The 23,269-nt window shown below is 55.9% G+C and carries 19 protein-coding genes and 1 tRNA gene; 9 read left to right on the top strand and 11 right to left on the bottom strand.

Annotated features, from left to right (window positions below; genetic code table 11):
- Positions 1 to 215: 215 nt before the first annotated feature.
- Positions 216 to 1,820, top strand: coding sequence for a phosphoenolpyruvate carboxykinase (ATP) (gene pckA / locus J3352_RS07100; RefSeq protein WP_156066735.1), 1,605 nt, complete (start codon positions 216 to 218; stop codon positions 1,818 to 1,820).
- 170 nt (positions 1,821 to 1,990) lie between these two features.
- On the top strand, positions 1,991 to 2,653 hold the full coding sequence (locus J3352_RS07095) for a helix-turn-helix domain-containing protein (RefSeq protein ID WP_117535875.1): 663 nt from the start codon (positions 1,991 to 1,993) through the stop codon (positions 2,651 to 2,653).
- Positions 2,654 to 2,752: 99 nt separating this feature from the next.
- Here J3352_RS07095 and J3352_RS07090 read toward each other — a convergent pair whose 3' ends face one another.
- The 3 genes from J3352_RS07090 to J3352_RS07080 form a co-directional block, all read right to left on the bottom strand.
- Positions 2,753 to 4,126: an MFS transporter gene (locus J3352_RS07090; RefSeq protein WP_242699908.1), complete on the bottom strand. Its 1,374-nt coding sequence runs from the start codon at positions 4,124 to 4,126 to the stop codon at positions 2,753 to 2,755.
- 376 nt (positions 4,127 to 4,502) lie between these two features.
- Positions 4,503 to 6,020 carry a sodium/proline symporter gene (locus J3352_RS07085; protein ID WP_156066739.1) on the bottom strand — a complete coding sequence of 506 codons (1,518 nt, stop codon included), beginning with the start codon at positions 6,018 to 6,020 and terminating at the stop codon, positions 4,503 to 4,505.
- A 339-nt stretch (positions 6,021 to 6,359) separates the two neighbouring features.
- Entirely contained in the window at positions 6,360 to 7,367 is a 1,008-nt protein-coding gene (locus J3352_RS07080; RefSeq protein ID WP_156066741.1) for an asparaginase, read from the bottom strand.
- A 285-nt stretch (positions 7,368 to 7,652) separates the two neighbouring features.
- Here J3352_RS07080 and J3352_RS07075 point away from each other — a divergent pair, with 285 nt between their 5' ends.
- Positions 7,653 to 8,507, top strand: coding sequence for an NAD(P)/FAD-dependent oxidoreductase (locus tag J3352_RS07075; RefSeq protein WP_156066743.1), 855 nt, complete (start codon positions 7,653 to 7,655; stop codon positions 8,505 to 8,507).
- A 56-nt stretch (positions 8,508 to 8,563) separates the two neighbouring features.
- Here J3352_RS07075 and J3352_RS07070 read toward each other — a convergent pair whose 3' ends face one another.
- The 7 genes from J3352_RS07070 to J3352_RS07040 all read right to left on the bottom strand — a co-directional run bounded on the left by J3352_RS07070 (position 8,564) and on the right by J3352_RS07040 (position 16,682).
- Positions 8,564 to 9,025, bottom strand: a complete 462-nt coding sequence (locus J3352_RS07070) for a hypothetical protein (protein WP_097773149.1) — start codon at positions 9,023 to 9,025, stop codon at positions 8,564 to 8,566.
- A 28-nt stretch (positions 9,026 to 9,053) separates the two neighbouring features.
- Positions 9,054 to 10,016 carry a GTP-binding protein gene (locus J3352_RS07065; RefSeq protein ID WP_005934829.1) on the bottom strand — a complete coding sequence of 321 codons (963 nt, stop codon included), beginning with the start codon at positions 10,014 to 10,016 and terminating at the stop codon, positions 9,054 to 9,056.
- A gap of 31 nt (positions 10,017 to 10,047) precedes the next feature.
- The gene (locus J3352_RS07060; protein WP_005934830.1) at positions 10,048 to 11,247 is read right to left on the bottom strand and encodes a GTP-binding protein; all 1,200 of its coding nucleotides are present in this window, start codon (positions 11,245 to 11,247) and stop codon (positions 10,048 to 10,050) included.
- A gap of 318 nt (positions 11,248 to 11,565) precedes the next feature.
- The gene (locus tag J3352_RS07055) at positions 11,566 to 13,041 is read right to left on the bottom strand and encodes a glycoside hydrolase family 32 protein (protein ID WP_156066745.1); all 1,476 of its coding nucleotides are present in this window, start codon (positions 13,039 to 13,041) and stop codon (positions 11,566 to 11,568) included.
- A 24-nt stretch (positions 13,042 to 13,065) separates the two neighbouring features.
- Entirely contained in the window at positions 13,066 to 14,739 is a 1,674-nt protein-coding gene (locus J3352_RS07050) for an extracellular solute-binding protein (RefSeq protein WP_156066747.1), read from the bottom strand.
- A gap of 76 nt (positions 14,740 to 14,815) precedes the next feature.
- The gene (locus tag J3352_RS07045) at positions 14,816 to 15,751 is read right to left on the bottom strand and encodes a carbohydrate ABC transporter permease (protein WP_156066749.1); all 936 of its coding nucleotides are present in this window, start codon (positions 15,749 to 15,751) and stop codon (positions 14,816 to 14,818) included.
- Complete coding sequence (locus J3352_RS07040) at positions 15,735 to 16,682, bottom strand: sugar ABC transporter permease (protein ID WP_154277086.1); 948 nt, start codon at positions 16,680 to 16,682, stop codon at positions 15,735 to 15,737. Before J3352_RS07040 ends, J3352_RS07045 begins: the two co-directional genes overlap by 17 nt.
- A gap of 359 nt (positions 16,683 to 17,041) precedes the next feature.
- On the opposite strand from J3352_RS07040, the gene J3352_RS07035 reads away from it, so the two are divergent.
- From J3352_RS07035 to J3352_RS07010, 6 genes are all read left to right on the top strand, one after another.
- Positions 17,042 to 18,097, top strand: a complete 1,056-nt coding sequence (locus tag J3352_RS07035) for a LacI family DNA-binding transcriptional regulator (protein WP_156066751.1) — start codon at positions 17,042 to 17,044, stop codon at positions 18,095 to 18,097.
- A gap of 17 nt (positions 18,098 to 18,114) precedes the next feature.
- Complete coding sequence (locus tag J3352_RS07030) at positions 18,115 to 18,765, top strand: YesL family protein (RefSeq protein ID WP_154277085.1); 651 nt, start codon at positions 18,115 to 18,117, stop codon at positions 18,763 to 18,765.
- Entirely contained in the window at positions 18,752 to 19,369 is a 618-nt protein-coding gene (locus J3352_RS07025; RefSeq protein WP_015564179.1) for a hypothetical protein, read from the top strand. Before J3352_RS07030 ends, J3352_RS07025 begins: the two co-directional genes overlap by 14 nt.
- Positions 19,370 to 19,412: 43 nt before the next feature.
- Entirely contained in the window at positions 19,413 to 20,345 is a 933-nt protein-coding gene (locus J3352_RS07020) for a carbohydrate kinase (protein ID WP_156066753.1), read from the top strand.
- Between the two features lie 3 nt (positions 20,346 to 20,348).
- Entirely contained in the window at positions 20,349 to 22,178 is a 1,830-nt protein-coding gene (locus J3352_RS07015; RefSeq protein ID WP_156066755.1) for an alpha-amylase family protein, read from the top strand.
- A 292-nt stretch (positions 22,179 to 22,470) separates the two neighbouring features.
- Positions 22,471 to 22,944, top strand: coding sequence for a tyrosine-type recombinase/integrase (locus J3352_RS07010; protein ID WP_005934843.1), 474 nt, complete (start codon positions 22,471 to 22,473; stop codon positions 22,942 to 22,944).
- A gap of 156 nt (positions 22,945 to 23,100) precedes the next feature.
- Here J3352_RS07010 and J3352_RS07005 read toward each other — a convergent pair.
- A tRNA-Lys gene (locus tag J3352_RS07005) sits at positions 23,101 to 23,176 on the bottom strand.
- Positions 23,177 to 23,269 lie beyond the last annotated feature (93 nt).

Raw genomic sequence — 23,269 nt, 5'->3', positions numbered from 1 at the left:
TGAAATCACTTCAAACAGCTAAGATTCTGAATAAAATTTGTTACATTTATAAGAACCTTTTGTTCCCTCTGGTTGATTTTGGAACGATTTTATGTATAATGATAAACAGGAGAATACGCATCTGTATTTCTTCATCGCCCGCGCTGCCCATTGGCTAAGGGCATGTGCGTCGCGCGATCAGAATTGATCTGAACGAAAGAAGAGGTATAAGTATTATGGCAAAGGTAGATCTGAGCAAGTACGGCATTACCGGCACGACCGAGGTCGTGTATAACCCCTCTTACGAGCAGCTGTTCGAGGAAGAGACCAAGCCCGGCCTGGAAGGCTACGAAGTGGGCAAGGTCAGCGAGCTGGGCGCTGTGAACGTTATGACCGGCATCTACACCGGCCGTTCCCCCAAGGACAAGTTCATCGTGATGGACGAGAACTCCAAGAACACCGTTTGGTGGACCAGCGACGAGTACAAGAACGACAACCACCCCGCTTCTGAGGAAGCCTGGGCTGCCGTGAAGGAGATCGCAAAGAAGGAGCTGTCCAACAAGCGCCTGTACGTTGTGGATGCTTTCTGCGGCGCAAACAAGGACACCCGCATGGCTGTCCGTTTCATCATGGAAGTGGCCTGGCAGGCACACTTCGTCACCAACATGTTCATCAAGCCCACCGCTGAGGAGCTGGAGAACTTTGAGCCTGATTTCGTTGTTTACAACGCTTCCAAGGCCAAGGTCGAGAACTACAAGGAGCTGGGCCTGAACTCCGAGACTGCTGTTATGTTCAACATCACCAGCAAGGAGCAGGTCATCGTCAACACCTGGTACGGCGGCGAGATGAAGAAGGGCATGTTCTCCATGATGAACTACTTCCTGCCGCTGAAGGGCATTGCTTCCATGCACTGCTCCGCCAACACCGACCTGAACGGCGAGAACACTGCCATCTTCTTCGGTCTGTCCGGCACCGGCAAGACCACCCTGTCCACCGATCCCAAGCGTCTGCTGATCGGCGATGACGAGCACGGCTGGGACGACAACGGCGTGTTCAACTTCGAGGGCGGCTGCTACGCAAAGGTCATCAACCTGGATAAGGACTCCGAGCCTGATATCTACAACGCCATCAAGCGCAACGCTCTGCTGGAGAACGTCACTCTGGATGCTGAGGGCCACATCGACTTCGCTGACAAGTCTGTCACCGAGAACACCCGTGTGTCCTACCCCATCAACCACATCCAGAACATCGTCCGCCCCGTCTCTTCTGCACCTGCTGCAAAGAATGTCATCTTCCTGTCTGCTGACGCATTCGGTGTTCTGCCTCCCGTCTCTATCCTGAGCCCCGAGCAGACCCAGTACTACTTCCTGTCCGGCTTCACCGCCAAGCTGGCCGGCACTGAGCGCGGCATCACCGAGCCCACCCCCACCTTCTCCGCTTGCTTCGGCCAGGCTTTCCTGGAGCTGCACCCCACCAAGTACGCTGAGGAGCTGGTCAAGAAGATGAAGATGAGCGGCGCTAAGGCTTACCTGGTCAACACCGGCTGGAACGGCACCGGCAAGCGCATCTCCATCAAGGACACCCGTGGCATCATCGATGCTATCCTGAACGGCGATATCAACAACGTGCCCACCAAGAAGATCCCCTACTTCGACTTCGAGGTTCCCACCGTCCTGAACGGTGTTGACACCGGCATCCTGGATCCCCGCGATACCTACGCCGACGCTTCCCAGTGGGAGGAGAAGGCCAAGGATCTGGCTGGCCGCTTCATCAAGAACTTCAAGAAGTACGAGGGTAACGAGCACGGCAAGGCTCTGGTCTCTGCCGGCCCCCAGCTGTAAGCTCTGATCCCAGCATTTTTCTTCTGAACTCCATATAAAGAAGCTCCCCACCCTGTGCTCATTGACCGAGCACAGGGTGGGGAGTTTTTGCGTTTCAGCGTCTGTAAACGAAGCGTCGATTGCCTTTTGGTGCGTGGTATGCTATCCTTTTTCCAAAGGATGTGAGCACAATGGATGCGAAAACGTTCGGGGCATTTCTCGCCCGGATGCGCAAGTCACAAGGATTAACACAGGCAGAGCTGGCCCAGCAGCTGCATGTAACAGATAAGGCTGTCAGCCGATGGGAACGCGGGGTCGGCCTGCCGGACATCAACACGCTGGAACCACTGGCCGACGCGCTGGGGCTGACCCTTGCCGACCTGATGCACTGCCGCGACCCGCAGGAGGCAGATATTGCACCGGAAGTCCCGCTGGAAGATTTCTTTACCCTGCTGCGCCGTCAACAATCCATTGACTGGCGCTCGGTACGGGCAGTTTTGTTTTGGCTCAGTGCCGCACTGGCCATCTGGGGCATCCTCGCCTGCCCGGGCCGGATGGCCGTCCACTGGCGTACCCTGAGCAATGGGAACCTGCAGGCAGACGGCTGGCTTCCCTCCTGGGTGTTTTTTCCATTGTTCGTCGGGATAGAATTTCTCTCGCTGGAGCTCTGGAACAACTTTGAGCAGACCGGCTACTACCGACACTGGGGTGAGATAGGTGCCTCCGTCACCCGCTCCATGAACTTCTGCTCCCCTACTGTCCGGCTCTGGAAGTTTGTGCTCGACCTGCTGTTCTTCTTCGGGTTCGGCTTCGTGGTCCCCTGCGCTGAGATGATGGCGATTCTGATCAACTGAAAAAAAGAAAGCCCTCCTGTCGCACTCAGGCGAAAGGAGGGCTTTCTATCATCTTATCAGAAGGTTTCCGTTCTTATATTCCTCTGATTTTAAGATCCTTTACTTTTCGTTCTTTGCACGGCGTTCTTTCAGATCGCTTTCCATCTGCGCCAGGGTCTTTTTATCCAGATTGAACACCACGCCGTACGCAATGATCATCACGATATAGCTTCCCAGATACATGACCGGCACCAGATAGCGCATCCGGGTTGCCACTTCGATCGTCTGTGCAGCCTTCAGAGATGCATCATAGCCCAGTTTGGTTGCCAGAACAAGGCCCAGAGAAGGTCCGATGCCCTGTGCAAGCTTACGGAAGAAGGAGTGCAGTGCATAGGTAGTGCCTTCTTCTCGCACACCAAATTTCCACTCGTTATAATCGATCGCATCTGCCATCAGAGACCAGCTCAGGCAGCTTCCGATGCCGCCGCCCAGCATTGCAATGACCTGACACAGGACATAAAGACTGAGGCCCCGGCCGTCCGGTGTGATGGGCAGAACCAGCATCAGGACGTACGCCAGCGCACAGACGACTGAACCAAAGGTCACGGCTTCTTTCTTGCCAAAGCGCTTGACGATACGGCTCACAAAAGGACTGAAGATGAAAACGCCAAAGTAGGAGATCATACCCACAATGCCGGAGATCTTTGCATTCTTGAAATAAGCCTGGAACAGGATCTGACCTGCAGTAGAGGCACCATACATACCAATAAACGTTGCGATAGGTGCCAGCGTTGCGCCCACAGCCGGGCGATTATGGATAAAGTTGTTGAACGCCTTCATGATGTTGAACTTTGGTGCATCCTCTTTCAGAGTGATCGTGGTGTCCACACGCACCTTTGTGTTCGTGACCATAAAGCGGAAGCAGACCAGACCGATCAAACCCATGATCAGAGCAATGACAAACATCTGCTCACCGCGCAGGTTGTTCTGGTTATCATAAATGATCACCGGGATCAGCATACCGGTCAGAAGCGCACCGCCCATAGAACCAATGGAGCGGAAGGTAGACAGCTGTGCACGCTGGATCGGGTCATCCGAGATCAGAGACAGCATCGAGCCATACGGCACATTTGCAACGGTGTAGAAAGCATCCCAGATCATATAGCCTGCCACAAACAGAATGTTCTTGACCATACCGGGAGCCTGCGGGAACGGCAGATAGCAAAGTGCACCGGCCACGGTCAGTCCGATCGCACCGAACCAGATATAGGCAAGGAACTTGTTCCGGCGGTATTTGCGCGTATCCGCATCTACCATTGCTCCGATAATCGGATCGTTGATTGCGTCCCAGATCTGCACGATCAGCAGAAGGGATGCCATCAGGTAGTTGTCGATCCCCATAAACTGCGTCCAATAAATCGTCAGGTAGCCTTTGAGTGCAAAACTCATATTGCAGCCAAAGTCACCCGCTGCGTATGCAAGTTTATCACGCAATCCAAACCCTGCAGACGCATCCACTGTTGATTTCCCCATGAAAATACTCCTTTCTGAACTTTCCGGACAATTTTGGCACACCGCCCGCAAGCCGTATGCATATTTATAAATCCATGATACGGCATCTCTTTCCAAAATGTTAGAATTTTTTTACGATTCCGCCTGAAGAATTTACGATTTAAAAGTATTTCTTGTTGTATTCTTTAATCCGTGCAGCATTTTCGTGATTCTGCACAAGCAATCTTTTCTTTTTTTGTATGCAAAATATTTTTTCTTAGCCGAATCTTTTTTTGTTGAGAACGGCGTTGTGCGCCGAGCATAAAGCAAGGGCCATTGCACGAGAATCTGTGCAATGGCCCTTGCTTTCTATTGTTTCTTATTTCGCCGCCTCAAACTCGGCTTCGATCTCCTTCGAGGGGGCGGGGGTGACCAGGCTGACCACCACGCAGACCAGCAGCGAGGTCAGGAAGGCGGGCAGCAGCTCATAGATGCTGAACACGCCGCCCAGCGGACTGATGAGGTACTTCCAGACAAAGACCATCAGGCCGCCAGCGAGCATCCCGGCCAGCGCACCCTGCCAGTTGCAGCGCTTCCAGAACAGGGCGCAGAGCATCACGGCACCATACGCGCCGCCGAAACCGGCCCATGCAAAGCTGACGATGCCGAACACGCTGGAATTGGGGTCACGGGCCAGCACCACGCCCACCACGCTGACGCAGATAATGGTCAGGCGGGCAGCAAACAGGCTCTGGCGTTCGGTCAGCTTCATGTGGCCGAACTCCTGCAGGATGTTCTGGGAGACGCTGGACGCGGCGGCAAGCATCTGGCTGTCGGCGGTAGACATGGTGGCGGCAAGGATGCCCGCCAGGATCAGGCCCGCCAGCACGGCTGCCAGAATGCCGTGCTGTGCAATGAGGTTTGCAATGCGGACGATGACCGTCTCGCTGGAGGAGCCGCTCAGGTACTCCAGCGCGCCTGCCTTGGTCATGCCAAGGCCCACCATGCCGATGATGATGGAGGCTGTCATGGCAATGACGACCCACACGCTGGCAATGCGGCGGCTGAGTACCAGCTTCTTTTCCTCCTCAATGGCCATGAAGCGGAGCAGGATGTGGGGCATTCCGAAGTAGCCCAGGCCCCACGCCATGGTGGAGACGATGTCCAGCAGGCTGTACGAGGTGGCCGTACCCTCGGCGGCGTTATGGCTGGCCATCATGGTCAGGTAGCCGGGCAGGCTCTTGGCGTTGGCCACAACGGCATCCCAGCCGCCTGCCGCGCCAATGCCGTACACCAGCACAGCCACAAGGGCCAGACTCATCACGATGGACTGGATGAGGTCGGTGGTGGTAACGGCGCGGAAGCCGCCCGTGATGGTATAGCCCACGATGACACAGGCCGAGACCACCATGGCCGCCATGTAATCCACGCCGAACAGGCTGTGGAACAGCTTACCGCAGGCGGCAAAGCCCGAAGCCGTGTAGGGCACAAAGAACACGATGATGATCACCGCGCCCAGTGCGTTGAGCAGATTGCGCTGGTCGTGGAAGCGCAGGGACAGGAACTGCGGCACGGTGATGGCTTCCAGATTGGCCGAATACCGCCGCAGCCGCCGGGCCACGATGAGCCAGTTCAGCCAGGTGCCCAGCGCCAGGCCGATGGCGGTCCAGCCGGGCGAGGCGATGCCGGTGAGGTAGGCAAGGCCCGGCATTCCCATCAGCAGCCAGCTGGACATATCGCTGGCTTCGGCGCTCATGGCCGTGACCAGCGGGCCCATTTTGCGGCCGCCGAGGTAGAAATCGGTGCTGTCGTTGTTGGACTTGCTGTATGCAAACCCAACCAACAGCATTGCCACCAGATAGATGATGATGGTGGCGATGATGCAGATGTTGGTCATATACTTTTTCCCCCTTGTCTTTCCAAATGAAAGTACGCTTTGATTTTACCACAGTAAAGCATCAAAGTGCAAGTCTTTTGAAAAAACTTTGTCCTGATTCGCCAAAAGTCCACGAGTGACGGACAAAAAGTTTTCAAATTGACAGGAAACATCCGGCCCCGGGATTTTTCTTGCAAAATCCCGGAAATCTGTTATACTACTAATCCAGGGGGTTAGTGTACATGAAAGAATCCAAAACCATACAAGCTGTACCGGGCTCCGGTGTGTTATGTGCTGTTGGTGCAGCTGGTGTTCGCATAACAGAAACGGGAGGTGCCGGTGGGGCATCTCCCGTTTGTTTCAATGATAGAATGTATCAAAATTGATCTGCCGGTAGAACCGCTGCTGGAGCTGGTCAAAGTTCTCGCAGTTCTGGGCCAGCAGCCACATGACCTTGGTGACAACGGCCTCAATGGTCATATCGTGGGCCTCCAGGAAGCGGAAGCGGTTCTTGACCCGCTTGCCCACCTCGTAAATGCCCGCATCGCTGCCCTCATAAGTGACCTGCGTGGTCAGGATCAGGATCTTGTGGGTCTTGTCGTAGTCGCCCAGCTCCTCGGCAAAGGCATCCATGAGCCGCTGGGGAATACCGCCCACGCCAAAGCTTTCCACAATGACACAGTCATATTGTTGAAAGATGGCCGGGATAAGCTCCGGCCCAAGGCCGGGGGTCAGCTTGAGCAGGAACACTTTGGGGTTCAGCGCCCGGCCAAACTCCACAGGGCCGGTGGGCCAGGGCGAAGCCACATACCGTACCAGCCGGTCGCCCTGCACCAGCGCCAGCGCCGGGAAGTTGACCGACGCAAAGGCATCGTAGCTGATGGTCTTGTTCTTCTTGGCGCGGGTGCCCGCAATGACGTGCCCGCCAAACACCACCATCACACCCCGGCTGCCCGGGTCAAGGGCGCAGATCACGCTGTCCCGCAGGTTCTTCTTGGCATCGGTGATCTCGTTGGAAATGGGCTGCTGGGCACCCGTGAGGATGATGGGCTTGTCCGCATTCTGAATAAGGTAGGACAGCGCCGCCGCCGAGTAGGCCAGCGTATCGGTGCCGTGGCAGATGATAAAGCCATCGTAAAGCGCATAGTTTTCCTGCACGGCCTTGGCCATCATCAGCCAGTGCTCCGGGCCAAGGTCGGTGCTGTCGATGCTGCACAGGTTGAGCGTTTCCGGGCAGCAGAGCTGCTGCAATTCCGGCAGATGGGCCAGCAGCTCCTCGCTGGTCAGAACAGGCTTGAGTCCCTGTGCGGTGCGCACGCTGGCAATGGTGCCGCCGGTGGTGATAAAAAGCAGGCGCTGCTTGGACATAGGTTTTTCCCCTCCATGGTGTCGATTTTTGCGATATTTTCAGTATAGCACAGTTCATCGGAGATGAAAAGTGCGGGGAGTTGAGGTATAATAGTTATCATAAGATCAAACAGTCCTCAACCTCTCCGTCATTGCTACGCAATGCCACCTCTCCTAGTAGGAGAGGCCTTGGCAAAGAGGCAAGGCTTTACGCAATGCCAATGGTTCCCCTACTAGGGGAGCTGTCGAGCGGATGCGAGACTGAGAGGTTGGACAAAAGCAAACCTACCACAAGGAGAAACTGCCATGTCTAACATTGTGATCATCGGCTCCGGCCCCGCAGGTGTTTCGGCGGCATTGTATGCCGCACGCGCCGGGGTGCAGACCACCGTTCTGACCAAGGGCCCCGGCGCACTGGACCGGGCCGAGCTCATCCAGAACTACTACGGCTTTGCCGAACCCATCGCCGGTGCCGAGCTGGAACGCCGGGGCATCGAGGGTGCCAAGGCCGTGGGGGTGGAGTTCGTCACCACCGAGGCCGTGGGCCTGACCTACACCGACAAGCTGACCGTGGAGACGCTGGCCGGGGATTTCCCTGCCGATGCTGTCATTCTGGCCACGGGGGCTTCCCGGGCAGCGCCCCGCATTCCGGGTCTTGCCGGGCTGGAGGGCCGCGGCGTGAGCTACTGCGCCACCTGCGATGCCTTTTTCTACCGCGGCAGGGATGTGGCCGTGCTGGGCAGTGGAGAGTACGCCCTGCATGAGGTACAGGCCCTGCTGCCCGTGGCTCACAGCGTCACCCTGCTCACGGGCGGGGCCCCGCTGACGGCACAGTTCCCGCCGGAAGTGGCCGTGCGGACGGAAGCCGTGGAAGCCATTCTCGGCGAAGAGCGGGTCACCGGCGTGCAGCTGAAAGACGGCGGGACGCTGGAAGTCTCCGGCGTGTTCGTGGCGCTGGGCGTGGCAGGCAGCACCGCCCTGGCCCGCAAGCTGGGGGCCGAGGTGAACGGCAGCCGGATCGTGGTGGACGACCACATGCAGACCACCCTGCCCGGCCTGTATGCCGCCGGAGACTGCACCGGCGGGCTGCTGCAGGTCGCCAAGGCCGTGTACGAGGGTGCAGTGGCGGGCACCGAAGCCGCCAAAGCCCTGCGGAGATGACCCAGACAGAAAAAGGACGCTGTGCCCTGCGGCACAGCGTCCTTTTATTGCTTTGCTCAGCTCTTGCAGCCGGATTCCTCTTCGATGCCGGTGAAATCGCTGGCCTCCGCGATCTTGGTGGTATCGAACTTGCCGTTCTCATCCTTGGGGGCAACGGCAGGGCCTGCCTCCACAGGATTCACGGTCGTTTCCTCTGCCGCAGGCTTTTCCTCGGCAGTCTCCTCTGCCCGGGCAGCTTCCACCACCGGGGCTGCAGGAGCAGTCTCGGGCTCGGCAGGAGCCTTTTCAAAGGCAGGGGGCCATGCGTCACCGGGAGCGGTCTCCTTGGCCTCGCCCTCGGCGTAGGCTTCGGCAGTCTTTTCGGCCTCGGCGGGGTCCTTTTCAGCTTCCTCGGGGAACTCCACGTTTTCGACGTGGAGCGGGTCCTTGTCGTTCAGAACTTTGTCCAGCACGACGATGGCGGCACCGGTAACAGCCACAGCGGCAGCGGCACCCAAAACACGGAACAGAGTTTTCATGGTGAAGTCCTCCCTGTATAAGTTAGGATTAAGAGAATGTTACGACATCGTTCTGCGGCTTTTCGGCGGGCTCCACCGAAATGGCGGTCAGCACCGGGCCCTTGCCGCGGTAGATGTTGTGGAACTTGTAATTGACCTTGGCGGTCACAGTGACCCAGGCGCGCTGCTCCAGTGCCTTGTAGCCATCATAGCTGCAGGGGAAGCCCACGAACTGGATATCCTGCACGCAGCAGGTCATTGCAAAACGGCCGGGCACAAAGCTGTTTTTGCCCGCGCGGTTGGTCTGGCAGACCTGCGCCAGGAACCGGACGGTCTTGCCCACGTACTTCTGGGGCTCGTCCTGGCAGTCCATATACCAGATGCCGAAATCGTCCTCGCCGATCTCAACGATCGGGGCGTTCAGATCGAAGGGCAGCGGGTCGGGGATGTCATCATATGCCACGCTGCCGTCGGCGAACTCATAGGCGATATCGCACTTGCGGGAGGCCTGACGCACCAGCTTGTGCAGCTCCTGACGGGCGGCATCGTTGTTCACGGCCTCGGCGCGGTTGAACACGATCAGCTCACTGCGGGCGATCTTGTCCAGCAGCAGAGAGCGCATGGAGTTGTCGCGGGCGTAGGTCAGAGCCGTGGTGCCGTCGGCCGTGGCAATGCACTGGTAGACGATCCAGTTCTCGGGCAGGTTGTTGGCCAGATCCTGCAGCAGCCACATGCCGTTGTACTCAATGACCACACGGCCTGCGCCGGATTCTTTTTCGAGCTTGGCCAGATTCTGGGGGTTCAGCTCCGCCTTATCCTCGAGGACCTTCAGGGTCACGCCGGGGAAGGCGAACTTCTTTTCGTTATATTCTTCCTCACCCTCTTCGCAGACCAGCAGCAGGGTCTTGTCGCCGGAGTCGAAATTGGGGTCTTCAAAGGTCTCCTGAATGAACTTGGTCTTGCCGCTTTCGAGGAAGCCCACAAACAGGTAAACCGGGATCTCGTTTGCCATAATCGGTTTTTCTCCTTACACAACTTGCAGCTCAGCAGCCAAACAGTGCGGCAATGGCCTTTTCGTCCAGCTTGGAGCCGATGACGACCAGCTTGCCGCCCACGTCGGCACCGCGCTGACGCACTTCCCACTCGCCGGGGACGTAATCGAACTCCAGCCAGCCGTCGGCACCGCCGTCCACGATGCCCTTGGAGCGCAGGATCATGCCGTACTTGCCGCCGTCCAGCTCGGTCAGTGCATGCTCGATGTCTGCCTTGCTGAACTTCTTGGCCGTCTCGACACCCCAGCTGGTGAACACCTCATCGGCATCGTGATCGTGGTGATGGTGGTGGTGATGGCCGCAGCAGCAGTGGCCGTCCTCATCGTGGTGATGATGCTCATGCTCATCATGGTCATCCTCATGGTCGTGGTCGTGATGGTGGTGGCAGCAGTGGTCCTCGTGGTCGTGGTGATGCTCGTGCTCGTCCTCATCATCGTCGTCATCGTCATCGTGATCATGGTGGTGATGGCCGCAGCTGCACACACCGTTCTCATCGTAATGATGGTGATGATGCTCGTGCTCTTCTTCCTCGTCCTCCTCGGCGTGCTTCTCATTGGCCTTGGCAGCCATGGCGATCAGCTCTGCCTTGAAATCGTCCTTGGAGGACATGGCCTTCAGGATCTGTTCGCCGGTCAGGGAATCCCATGCGGTGGTCACGATGGTAGCGGTGGGATTCTTCTCGCGCAGCATGGCAACCGCAGCGGCGATCTTCTCCTCGCTGGCGGTCTGGGTGCGGCTCAGGATGATGCAGCTTGCGTGGCTGATCTGATCATCATAGAACTCACCGAAGTTCTTCATATACATCTTGACCTTGTTGACATCGGCCACGGTGACAAAGCTGTTCAGCTTCACATCCAGATGCTCAGCCACACCCTCCACAGCGCGGGTGACATCGCTCAGCTTGCCCACACCGGAGGGCTCAATGACGATGCGGTCGGGGTGGTACTGCTCCACCACCTGCTGCAGAGCGGCACGGAAATCGCCCACCAGAGAGCAGCAGATGCAGCCTGCGTTCAGCTCGTTGATCTGGATGCCGGACTCCTTCAGGAAGCCGCCGTCGATGCCGATCTCACCAAACTCGTTCTCGATCAGGACCACCTTCTGGCCCGCAAAGGATTCCTTGATGAGCTTCTTGATCAGAGTCGTCTTGCCGGCACCCAGGAAGCCGGAGAAAATATCGATATTCGTCATAATGCTGTATGCCTCTTTCTTTTTCCAAAAGCCCGCAAGGGCCGTTCAGCAATCAGAGCCGCAGAGTGCTGGCTCAAAAATCTTACACTCCTATTATAACAAGGCTGTCAATGGGAAACCGCCTTTTTTGATGAGAAAATTGTAACTTTTTTTGCAGTTTGGCTGCGTTTTCAGAAAACGCTGCCTCCCGGACACAAAAAAGCCCCCGGAACGGGGGCAGAAAGCATAGAACCCATACAAAAACACAGCCCCACTTTGGCGAAGGAGAAGCCAAAGCGGGGCTGTATTCAATGAAGGAGAAATGATGGGAATATCAGGTTACAGATTCAGTTCAAACTGTTCCGCCGTAACAGTTGCTTTGCCATCGGCGGCAAAGGTGATGCCATCGGCAGACTGGGGGGTGTAGATCCATGCGGTCATGGTCTGCTCACCGTCGTTGGCGAAAACTTCGATGCTGTTCTTATCCAACAGGATGCGGAGCTTGAGTGCACCGTTCTGGCTGCGCACCTTGCAACTGCGGCGGTGAACGATGTCGGCACGGGAACCGGCATAGCTGCGATCCAGCGTCAGCTCGGAAGTGTAGGGATCGTAGGTCAGGCTAGTGTGATGATCTGCATCGGCGGCCAGTTTCAGGGTAAAGGAGCGGTATTCGCCGGGCTGCACCGTGACGGTCAAGTCCGCCACACGGCCCTTGATGCCTTCCAGAGAAGTTTCGCTTTGCACCGTCACATTTTCGTGGAAGGTGCGCTTGCCATGGACGGCATCCAGCTCCCGCACGGGGGTCTGAAGAATGCGTCCGTCCTTGATATGCAGCTCCCGGGGGCAGATGGTCTGCCCGAACCACTTGCAGCCCTGGGGCTTATCCTCGGTGTCCGACCAGGTCTGCAGCCATGCCGTCATGATCCGGCGGCCATCCGGGGCAAGGGTGGTCTGGGTGGCGTAGAAGTCGATGCCGCCGTCCATCAGCTGCACATTTTCCTTGGTGAAGGTGTGGGTGGCTTGGTCGTAGCTGCCGATGAAGGCAATCACGTTGTGACCATTGTGGAACTCGCCCTTGGGCAGCATCTCCATGGGTCCCAGCATCAAGACCTGCTTGCCATCCAGCGGGAAGAAGTCCGGGCACTCCCACATTTTGCCGTACTGATTGTTGCAGCGTTCCAGCACCGTGACAAAGTGCCAGTCGAAGCCGTCCTTGCTCTGGAACAGTGCTGCTGCGCCGCTGCCGTCCTCGGTCAGGCAGACGGTGACGGCAGAGTAGGTGCCGTCGGCCTCACGCCAGATCTTGGGGTCCCGGAAGTCGAACCTGCTGAAGCCTTCCGGCAGGTCTTTCTGGGTCAGCACCGGGTTGCAGGCAGGCTTTTCGTAGTTGAGACCGTCACCGATGGCAATGCTCTGGGTCTGGATGTCCCGCATCTCCCCATTGGGCTGCTTTTCTGCCACCACACTGGTGTACATCAGCAGCTGCCTGCCGTCATCCATCTCGGTGGCAGAGCCGGAGAAACAGCCGGGGCCATTGTCTGCCGGGGAATCCGGGGCAAGCGCACAGGGCAGATACTCCCAGTGCAGCAGGTCGGTGCTGACGGCGTGACCCCAGTGCATGGGCGCCCACCGCACATCGTAGGGATTATACTGATAGAACAGATGATACTGCCCCTTATAGTAGGAGAAGCCGTTGGGGTCGTTCATCCAGCCCACATAGGGGGTCATGTGGTAAGCAGGACGTTCCGCCGGGGAAATGGCAGCGCCGTGCTCGGCCTCGTAGGCACGGGCTTTTTGTAAAGTCAAATCGTTCATGGAATCCTCCAAAGGAAAGAATTCTTATGCGTAGTAAGCATCCAGATACTTCTGCATAATGCCCAGATAGTCGGACAGGCCGTAGGCTTCCAGCTTGCTCAGATAGTCGTTCCACTCTGCATCCGTAGTGCCGTTCATGATCCAGTCGGCCTTCTGCGTATTCATGTAGGTCTGCAGATCTGCCTGCAGGTTAGAGACCTGCTCGGTGTCCTCGCTGCTCATAAAGACATTGGGATAAACATAATCGTTGTTCATATCCGGGGTGTAGATCTCCTTGATCCAGTCCAGACGGTACTGTGCATCGTCCGGGCAGGTAACGTATACACCATAGTAATCATCCAGAACCGCCAGAGGTCCGCTGACACACTGCGCTTCACGGACTTCCACGGGAGAAGCATCGCCCAGAGGAGCGTGCTTCAGCATGGGCTCGCCCTTATCGTTGGTGGACAGTTCAAAAATGTTAAAGCCTTCCGCATCGCCGTAGGTACCCCAGTTGTTCTGAGGAGACTGGAGGGGCGCGTACATCTGATCCAGCCATGCACAAACCAATGCGGGGTTATCCGCCTTTGCGGTGACAACGCATCTGCCGCGGGCAAAGCCGCTGGTGAAAGAGCCGTTCTGCGGAGTGATATTCCGGGTATCAGCGGTCAGGGCAGGCAGCGGCTCCCAGTCGGTCAGGTTGTCAATGTTGGCAACATCCCAGCTGAAGCAGACACCATAACGGCCAGCCTTGCCCTTGGAAACATAGGTGGACCACTCCTGCGTGAAGCACTCCGGGTCAATGAGCTTTTCGGCATACAGCTTGTGCAGCCAATCCAGACCATCACGGTAGCCCTGCTGGGTGGCGGCACAGATGACTTTCCGGTCGTTGGTAACAGCGATATGGCGGTCTTTGTCTGCATCGCCGTAGCCTTCGCCAAAGCCATTGATGAGGATGCTGGGGTCCTGATCGCCGTTGTTGACGATGCAGGACATGGGGATGATGTCGCCGTCAATGCCATACTCTGCCTTGATAGAAGCGGCGTTATCACGGAATGCCATCAGCACCTGCTCAAACTCGTCCACGGTGGTGGGCATCGACAGACCGAGGAAGTTCAGCCACTTGGTATTGATGAAGCTCATGTTGCCAATGGTCTGGATGGCGGTCTTTTCTGCACCGAGCTGCTCGATCCAGGGCAGTGCCCAGATGTGGCCATCGCTGTCGGTACACATGGTGCGGTACTCCGGGTACTGCTCAAAGACCTTCTGGAGATTCGGCATATTGTTATCAATGTAGTCTTCCAGATTGAGGATGACACCCTGATCTGCGTAGCGCAGCAGATTGCTGTCGGTAAAATCAGCAGTAAAAACAAAATCCGTCAGGGTGTTGGGGTTGGACATATTCAGGGTGATCTTATCGTTCCACTGGTCGGACTGGATGGCGGTCCAGTCGATGTGCACATTGGTCTGCTCTTCCAGACGCTTGAAGATGGTGCGGTTGTTCGGCTCGGATTCGCTGCCCACGGGGAAGCTGGTCATACCGGTAAAGGTGACCTTTTCGGACAGCGGAAATGTAACGGCACCGGTCGTGTCCACAGCTGCGGCAGCAGAATTGCTGCTGCCGGTGGATTTGCCGCCGCCACAGGCAGACAGAGCAGCGGCAGAGCCCGCCAGAGCACAGACCTTGAGGAAGTTGCGGCGAGAGATCAGCTTTTTCATGGTATTTTCTCCTTTTTCGTGTTTCTTTTTTCGTGTAGCAGATGAGCGAACCGGCTCATAAAATTCTGGAATATCCTCAGCCTTTAATGGAACCAGCCATGATGCCGGCATCAAAATACTTCTGGAAGAAGGGATACATTACCAGCAGCGGCAGACTGGAAATAATAATGGTTGCATATTTGAGCAGCTCTGCCATCTTCGCACGTTCGGCAGTGCTCTGGATATCTGCGATCATGCCGGATTCCGGCTGGCTCTGGATCAGGATGGAACGCAGCACCAGCTGCAGCGGCTGCTTCGATGCGCTGTTCAGGTAGATCATGGCATCAAAGTAGCTGTTCCACATTGCCACGAACTGCCACAGGGCCAGAACTGCCACCACCGGCATACAGACGGGCAGCAGGATCTTGAAGAAGTAAAGCATCTCGCTGGCTCCATCCACATCCGCAGCTTCGCGCAGCTCACGCGGGATGCCTTGATAATAGGTACGGGCAATGATCATGTTCCACACACTGAATGCTCCCGGCAGAATGACCGCCCACATGGAATCCAGCAGACCCAGATTGTTGATGAGCAGGTAGGTGGGGATCAGACCGCCGCTGAAAAACATCGTGATCACAAACAAGGTGTTGAAGATCGTTTTGCCTTTGAAGTCCGGCAGCGACATGGGATAAGCGGCAAGCATCGTCACAGCGACCGAGACGATGGTGAAGATGATCGAGTAAAGTACTGCGTTCCTGAAGCCGACCCAGATCTGCTTGTCCGAAACGACACGCTGGTAAGCATCCAGACTCCACTTGCTGAAATCAAAGGAGATGCCCTTGTTTTGCAGAGTGACCGGATCCATAAAGGACGCGATGACGATGTAGATCATCGGAACGATGATCGCCAGCAGGAACAAGCCCAGAAGTGCGTAGCCGCAGTACAGGATGATCTTATCTTGTCTGGTGTAGAGGGCCATTTTTGATTTTTTCTGTTTTGCCATGGTAAACCCCTCCTTACAAGCCCTTGCCATCGTTCATTTTGGCAACGATCTTGTTCACTGCGATCAGCAGGATGACGTTGACAACGGTGTTGAACAGACCGACTGCCGTGGAAAAGCTGTAATCGCCGTCCAACAGGCCCTTTTTATAAACGTACGTTGCAATGATCTCTGCAGTGTTCAGGTTCAGGTCGGTTTGCAGGGCATAGGCTTTTTCAAAACCGATGCTCATGATGTTGCCTGCCTGCAGGATAAACTGAATAACGACCATATCCTTAATGGCGGGCCACTCCACCGTCATGATCTGCTGGATCAGGTTTGCGCCGTCGATCATCGCAGCTTCCTTCAGATCTTTGCTGGCGTTAGAAAGGGATGCGGTGTACATGATGGATGCCCAGCCGGCACCCTGCCAGATGCCGCTGATGATGTAGATGGGGCGGAACACTTCCGGCAGCGTCATGAAGTTGATGCTGGTGTGAAGCAGGCCGTTCACCGGGCCGGTGACACTCAGCAGCACCCGGACGATGCCGCACAGCACGATGACCGAGATGAAGTTGGGCATATACAGCACCAGCTGCACCTTCTGCTTGATCTTCTTGCTCTCGATGCGGTTGAGCAGGAATGCCAGCAGGATAGGGATCGGGAAGCCCCACAGCAGGCCGTAGACGCTCAGCTTCAGGGTGTTGATCAGATAGCGCTGGAAGTCCGGCGAGGACATGAAGCGGGTAAAGTTTTTGAAGCCTACCCACTCGCTGCCCCAGATACCTTTGAAGGGATTGTACTTCTGGAACGCGATCAGCACACCGCCCATGGGAGCGTACTTGAACACCAGCGTCAGCACCACGGCAGGCAGCAGGAACAACAGGTAAAGCTGCCAATGCCGTTTGATGTAGACCCATGTGTTGTGCAGCTTGCGTTCTGCTGCCAGCACAGCCGTTTCCGACGAGGCTGTCTTTGCTTTCATGAATCATTCTCCTCCTTTTTGATTTGTTTGCCGCTTGATTTGCATTTTACATTTGCACCTTTGAACCTTGCGCTTTTTACTTCGATTGTGCAAATGTAAAACTCTGTAATTCATTTATACCACGCAAGCAAGCGAATGTCAACGATAATTCATAGTATATATCAAGAAATACTGTGGATTTGTACAGATGCACAAATTCGAAAGTGCGCAAATATGCAAAATGATGATTTGCATTTTTACGTTTGACTAATTTGTGCATTTGCACTATACTGGAGTCATAAAGAACAAGATCCGTCACCAGACTTTATCTATAAAAGAAGGAACATCCGCTCCTATATTATAAAGAAAGAGGATGACTTATGGCAACCAAGGTCACCATTCAGGATATTGCAAACGAACTGCAGCTTTCCCGCAACACAGTTTCAAAGGCCATCAACAACACCGGTGTGCTGGCAGATGCCACACGGGAGAAGATCCTGCGCAAAGCCGCCGAAATGGGCTATAAGCAGTTCGCCTATCTGCCGCTGTTTCAGGAAGACGCTGCAAAAGCAGCAGAGCCTTTCATTCTGCCGAGTGACAAACGGGAGATCGCCATGCTGACGACCCAGTTTCTGAGCAGCTCTCACTTTTCCTCCACGATGCTGGATCGTTTCCAGTCGGAAATCAACCATCTGCACAGCGGCATGACCATTCATCGCATTTCTCCCATAGAGCTGAAAGAGAAAAAACTTCCATCTTCTCTCAACATCCAGCGCACAGCCGGCATCATCTGCTTTGAAGTATTCGACTATGACTACGCACAGATGCTGTGCGATCTGGATCTTCCGCTGCTGTTTGTAGACAGCCCTGTGATGAATATGCGTCCTCCTCTTAAAGCTGACCGCCTTTATATGGAAAACCGCATTGAGATCCAGAATGCGGTGACCCACATGGTCCAGCGCGGCAAAAAACGCATCAGCTTTGCGGGGGATAAAAACCACTGTCAGTCCTTCTTTGAGCGTTATATGGCTTATAGGGATGCAGTGGAGCACTTTGGTCTGACAGAGGGCCTGAGCACCTGTGCGATGCCATCTGGACAGCAGAACTATCCGGCATCCCTGTACGAAATCATCCGTCGGTTCAAAACGATGCCGGATGCCTTTGTCTGCGCCAATGACTTTGTTGCCATGGATCTGGTCAAGGCATTGGATGAGCTGGGGTATTCGGTTCCCGATGATATCTGGGTCTGCGGCTTCGATGACAGTCAGGAGGCTTCCTACTTTGCCCCCCGTCTGACTTCGATCCATATCCATGGACAGATCATGGGCTACACCGCTGCCAATCTGCTTATGACCCGCATCGAAGAGCCATCGCTGAACTATCGCACCGTCTATACGGAAACCAACCTGATCCTGCGCGAATCCACAGGAGATTGAGCGAAAGGAGAACCCCCATGCGTGACCTGTTCAATACGGACAAGCCGCTGTTTGCTGTGCTGACGAAATTGACTTACAGTGCTTACCTGAACATCTTATGGCTCGTGTGCAGCCTGCCCATCGTTACCATAGGGGCTTCTACGACCGCCTTGTTCTACGTCACGCTCAAAATGGCGGAAGATCGGGACGATGGTCTGACCCGGATGTTTTTTAAGGCGTTCCGGGAAAATTTTAAGCCTGCCACAAAACTCTGGCTTATCCTGCTGGCAGTCGGCAGCTTCCTGGCTGCGGATGGCTTTGTGCTGCGCCGAATGTGGAGCGAAAACATTTTCTGGACGCTGCTCACTGCAGTGCTTATTGGTGCGGCAGTTCTGTACGGCATCGTTCTGCTGTATGCCTTTCCTCTGCTGGCACGGTTTGAAAACACCACCTTCGGCATCCTGAAAACAGCGTTTCTCGTGGGTGTCCGGTATCTGTTTTGCACCCTGCTGATGGCGGCAATCTATGGCATCATGGGGTACGTCATAGTGTTTGTGTTCACGCCTGCATTCCTGCTGGGCATGGGCTTCTGCGCCATGCTCTGCTCCTTTCTGATGCTTCGGATCCTCTATCTGATCGGTGGAGACCCTGATGCAGTACACGAGGAATACGACCATGACGAAAACTGACCGGGATACGCTCCGCTCCCTCCATGGGCGCAAAAAGTGGGAGCACATCTGGGCATATTACAAGCTGCCCATTGCGATCGTGCTCATCGTCGTCTATATCCTTGGCTATGCAGCCTACCGCCATGTGACGAAAAAAGAGGATGTGCTTTACCTTGGTCTGGTAAATATCACTGCCGGGTCTGATCTGACGGAACAGCTTACCACCGGCTTTGCCGAGGCGCAGGGTCTGACCAAAAAGCAACAGGTCGATCTGCTGTCCGGCTTGCTGCTCAGCGAAAGCGAACGCGCAGAGGAGCAGTATGTATATGCTTCAGAGATGAAGCTGCTGGGTGCAGTCAGTGCCCAGCGGTTAGATGTTGTTCTGATGGACGAATATGCACGGGATCGACTGTTGGCAGATGATTATTTTCTCGATCTGCGGACACTGGATGCGTCTTTCCATGCACTGTCGGGTCTGAACGCCGGTGGGACCGTGCTGGATATTTCGGACACGCCGTTTGTCAGGCAGGCAGGTTTTTCTGGCAAGGTCTATCTTGGAGTAGTGCAGAATGCACCGCACCCGGAGCGTGCAGCCGCTTACATTCATTATCTGTTCCAGCGGTGATCGTTGGGTTTTAGCTTATAGGATAAAAATAAGGAGAAAACGTATGGACATTTTAACGATTGGTGAAGTTTTGATCGACCTGACCCAGACCGGCAAGGATGCCCGCGGCATCCCTCAATTTGCCGCAAACCCCGGCGGTGCCCCGGCAAATCTGGCTGTGGCTGCCGCCCGGCTGGGCGCACAGACCGCCTTTATCGGCAAGGTGGGTGCGGATGCTTTTGGCCGCTACCTGAAAGAGGTTCTGGCAGAGAACAAGGTGGACGTTTCCGGCATGGCGGTGGATGCAGACCATCCCACCACCATGGCCGTCGTGTCAGTGGATGCCACCGGCGAGCGGGATTTCAGCTTCTACCGCAGCGCCAACGCTGACGTGATGCTGTGCAAAGAGGACATTTCGGAGGGCGCTCTGAAAGCTGCCAAAATCGTCCACTTTGGCTCGGTCAGCCTGACCGCTGACCCCTCCCGCACCGCTACGCTGGATGCTGCCGCCCGCGCCAAAAAGCTGGGTGCTACCATCACCTACGACCCCAATTACCGTGCCAACCTCTGGAAGAACAAAGAGGATGCCATTGCTCAGATGAAAGCACCCCTGCCGCTGGTGGATATCCTGAAAGTTTCCGATGAGGAGCTGCCCCTGCTCACCGGCACCACCGACTGCGAAAGCGGCACGGCACAGCTGGCACAGAACGGTATCCGACTGATTTTTGTCACCTTGGGTGCAAACGGCGTATTCTACCGCTTTGGGGAGAAAACTGGCCATGTGGCGGGCGTGCCCTGCAAGGTGGGCGACACCAACGGCGCAGGCGACACCTTCTTTGGTGCGGCACTTTCCAAGCTTTGCAAGGAGGAGCTGGACACCCTAACCGTAGACAAGCTGGAAGGCATTCTGGCCTTTGCCAACAAGGCGGCAAGCATTACCACCAGCCGCCACGGCGCTATCCCCGCCATGCCCACCCTTGCAGAAGTGGAGGGCTGAACCATGGCAGTAAAGCAGGAATTTGAGTCCCGGTTTGCCAAGCACAAGGACGAGCTGGAATGGCTGTTCATGGAACTGTACCACAACCGGGACGGGCTGGAAGTTCTGGAGCGGGAGATGGCAGAAGCCTACAACGCCCGCAGCGCCGAGCTGAAAGCACTGGACAAGGCGCGCTCTGCCGACCCGGAGTGGTACAAGCGGGGCAATATGTTCGGCATGACCATGTACACCGACCTCTTTGCCGGAAATTTAAAAGAGCTGGTAAAGAAGCTGCCCTACCTCAAGGAGCAGAAGCTGACCTATCTGCACCTGATGCCCCTTCTGCAGATGCCCCATCCCCACAACGATGGCGGCTATGCGGTGGAGGATTTCGATACCGTAGACCCGGCCCTTGGCACCAACAAAGATCTGGAAAACCTGACCCGGGAGCTGCGGAAAGCCGGCATCAGCCTGTGTCTGGATTTTGTGATGAACCACACCGCCAGCACCCACCGCTGGGCGATGGCGGCAAAGGCGGGCGACCCGTGGTTTCAGGCGTATTACCATCTCTATGACGACCGCACCATCCCCGACCAGTACGAGCAGACTGTGCCGCAGGTGTTCCCCAACACCGCCCCCGGCAACTTCACCTGGTGCGAGGAGATGCACAAGTGGGTGCTGACCACCTTCCACGACTACCAGTGGGACCTGAACTACGGAAACCCGGCGGTGTTCGTGGACATGACCAAGAGTATTCTGCACCTTGCAAATCTCGGTGTGGAAGTGTTCCGCATTGATGCAGTGCCTTATATCTGGAAGCAGCTGGGCACCACCTGCCGCAATCTGCCGCAGGTGCACACCATCGTGCGGATGCTCCGCATGGTGCTGGAATGCGTCTGCCCGGCGGTCATCCTCAAGGGCGAGGTGGTCATGGCTCCCAAGGAGCTGGCAGCTTATTTCGGCACCCCGGAAAAGCCGGAATGCCATATGCTCTACAACGTGTCCACCATGGTCAACCTGTGGGGTGCCCTTGCCAGCCGGGACACCCGGCTGCTGAAAGCCCAGCTGGATGCCCTCCACGCTCTGCCGAAGAACTGCTGGTTCGTGAACTATCTGCGCTGCCACGATGACATCGGCTGGGGTCTGGACGAGGCGGTGGAAAACCGGCTGGGCATTGACCCCCAGAAACATAAAGAATATCTGTACCACTTCTATGAGGGCAATTTCCCCGGCAGCTGGGCAAAGGGCGAGCTGTACAACTACGACCCTGCCACCGGTGACGCCCGCAGCTGCGGCACCACCGCCAGCCTGTGCGGCGTGGAGCAGGCACTGGATAAAGGCGATAAAACCGCACTGGACTACGCCGTGAAGCGTGACCTTTTGCTGCACACTGCTATGGCATTTTTGCAGGGCTTCCCCATGCTGAACTGCGGCGATGAAATTGCACAGCTCAATGGCTGGGACTACAAAAACGACCCCGACCGTGTGGAGGACAGCCGCAACCTGCACCGTACAAAATTCAACTGGGAGGATGCCAAGCAGCGCACCCAAAAGGGCACGCTGCAAAACCAGCTGTGGCAGGGCATGGAGCAGCTGCGCAAAATGCGGGCAGACCCCTGCTTTGCCCCGGATGCGTGGGTAACAACTTGGGACAGCCACAACCCCGGCGTGCTGGCACTGGTACGCAAGCGCGGCGAAGAAACGCTGGTGGGCTTGTTCAACTTTACCGAGTACCCGGCAGGGGCAAGTCTGGACGCTCTGGGTGGCGAGTATCACACCCCGGAGGGCATTTCCGTCTGGCTGGCAGATGTGGAGCTGGAGCCGTACCAGGCACTGTTGGTAAAAAACAAATAAGTAAAACGAGTCATCCAGCTCTCTCTTTTCGCCAAAGCCTCCCTTGTTTTTTCTTACAAACTGCCGAAAGTGGCGTGTTTTCAAAAGTGCGCGTTTGCGCAGCGCAGTGGAGCAAGTTTTTAACTTTCTGATCGCTACATAACGAACCCGAGCCAAGGCCATCCCGGAAAGGATGGTCAGGTTCAGGTTGTTGTGTGGCGATTTTTTTATTGCCAAATTCAGCACCGTACCTTGACAACCGCATGACCGTCTGCATGGGATAAAGGAAGAACTGCTGGCATAGCTTGAAAAGTTGAAGCAGGACGAGCAGAACACCCCGGAGAAATACAGCAACTGCGGGCAGCTGTTCCGGCTGCCGGACGGCTTGCCCATTGCACCGGAGCTGCTGACGAAATGGTACCGCCTGTGGAGAGCCGAGCACCCGGAGTTTGAGCAGATCGTGTTCCATGGTCTGCGGCACTCCAGTGCCACCTACCAGCTCTTGCAGTCGGACGGTGACTTCAAGTCGGTGCAGGGCAACACAGGTCATGCAACGGCATCTGTCCTGATGGACGCCTACGCTCACACGCAGGACAAGCCCCGGTTGGAGCTGACCGAGAAGATCGAAGCAAACTTCTACTCCCAAGACCTGACCTCGGCAGCATCCCAGCCCCGGCAAAACGAAAAGCCGGCGGCAACAAAAATCTCCGGTAGGGAGATCCTTGAAGCCATCCGGCTGATGGACGCAGACGAACGCAGAGAATTGACGAGAGCCTTGTTCGCCTAAAATTTCTTCTTTTTATGCAAAGGAAAGCAGGCTGTGCAAACCTTGCGCAGAAACGCCCTTGATTCGGGCAAATGTGTAAACGGTGTGCAGAAAGTGTGCAGCCGCTTTCCCACATAAAGAAAGAACGCCAAATCTTACGATTTGACGTTCAATATCTGGTGCACCTCCAGGGACTCGAACCCTGGGCCCACTGATTAAGAGTCAGTTGCTCTACCAACTGAGCTAGAGGTGCATATTGTCGAGATGCGGTTTCAAACATCCCGACATTTGAGTCGGCGACTACCTATTTTCACGCGCCGTTTCCAGCGAACTATCTTGGGCACGA

The organism is Faecalibacterium sp. Marseille-Q4164 (assembly GCF_017377545.1).
Lineage (GTDB): Bacteria > Bacillota > Clostridia > Oscillospirales > Ruminococcaceae > Faecalibacterium > Faecalibacterium duncaniae.
Note: the sequence above shows the minus strand (reverse complement) of the source record. Positions and strands in the feature narration are given on the sequence as shown.

Excerpts from the sequence above, each read along its gene's own strand:
- pckA (WP_156066735.1), top strand. The coding sequence starts at position 216 with ATGGCAAAGGTAGATCTGAGCAAGTACGGCATTACCGGCACGACCGAG.
- J3352_RS07095 (WP_117535875.1), top strand. The coding sequence starts at position 1,991 with ATGGATGCGAAAACGTTCGGGGCATTTCTCGCCCGGATGCGCAAGTCA.
- J3352_RS07085 (WP_156066739.1), bottom strand. The coding sequence starts at position 6,020 with ATGACCAACATCTGCATCATCGCCACCATCATCATCTATCTGGTGGCA.
- J3352_RS07080 (WP_156066741.1), bottom strand. The coding sequence starts at position 7,367 with ATGTCCAAGCAGCGCCTGCTTTTTATCACCACCGGCGGCACCATTGCC.
- J3352_RS07075 (WP_156066743.1), top strand. The coding sequence starts at position 7,653 with ATGTCTAACATTGTGATCATCGGCTCCGGCCCCGCAGGTGTTTCGGCG.
- J3352_RS07070 (WP_097773149.1), bottom strand. The coding sequence starts at position 9,025 with ATGAAAACTCTGTTCCGTGTTTTGGGTGCCGCTGCCGCTGTGGCTGTT.
- J3352_RS07065 (WP_005934829.1), bottom strand. The coding sequence starts at position 10,016 with ATGGCAAACGAGATCCCGGTTTACCTGTTTGTGGGCTTCCTCGAAAGC.
- J3352_RS07060 (WP_005934830.1), bottom strand. The coding sequence starts at position 11,247 with ATGACGAATATCGATATTTTCTCCGGCTTCCTGGGTGCCGGCAAGACG.
- J3352_RS07055 (WP_156066745.1), bottom strand. The coding sequence starts at position 13,041 with ATGAACGATTTGACTTTACAAAAAGCCCGTGCCTACGAGGCCGAGCAC.
- J3352_RS07050 (WP_156066747.1), bottom strand. The coding sequence starts at position 14,739 with ATGAAAAAGCTGATCTCTCGCCGCAACTTCCTCAAGGTCTGTGCTCTG.
- J3352_RS07045 (WP_156066749.1), bottom strand. The coding sequence starts at position 15,751 with ATGGCAAGGGCTTGTAAGGAGGGGTTTACCATGGCAAAACAGAAAAAA.
- J3352_RS07040 (WP_154277086.1), bottom strand. The coding sequence starts at position 16,682 with ATGAAAGCAAAGACAGCCTCGTCGGAAACGGCTGTGCTGGCAGCAGAA.
- J3352_RS07035 (WP_156066751.1), top strand. The coding sequence starts at position 17,042 with ATGGCAACCAAGGTCACCATTCAGGATATTGCAAACGAACTGCAGCTT.
- J3352_RS07030 (WP_154277085.1), top strand. The coding sequence starts at position 18,115 with ATGCGTGACCTGTTCAATACGGACAAGCCGCTGTTTGCTGTGCTGACG.
- J3352_RS07025 (WP_015564179.1), top strand. The coding sequence starts at position 18,752 with ATGACGAAAACTGACCGGGATACGCTCCGCTCCCTCCATGGGCGCAAA.
- J3352_RS07020 (WP_156066753.1), top strand. The coding sequence starts at position 19,413 with ATGGACATTTTAACGATTGGTGAAGTTTTGATCGACCTGACCCAGACC.
- J3352_RS07015 (WP_156066755.1), top strand. The coding sequence starts at position 20,349 with ATGGCAGTAAAGCAGGAATTTGAGTCCCGGTTTGCCAAGCACAAGGAC.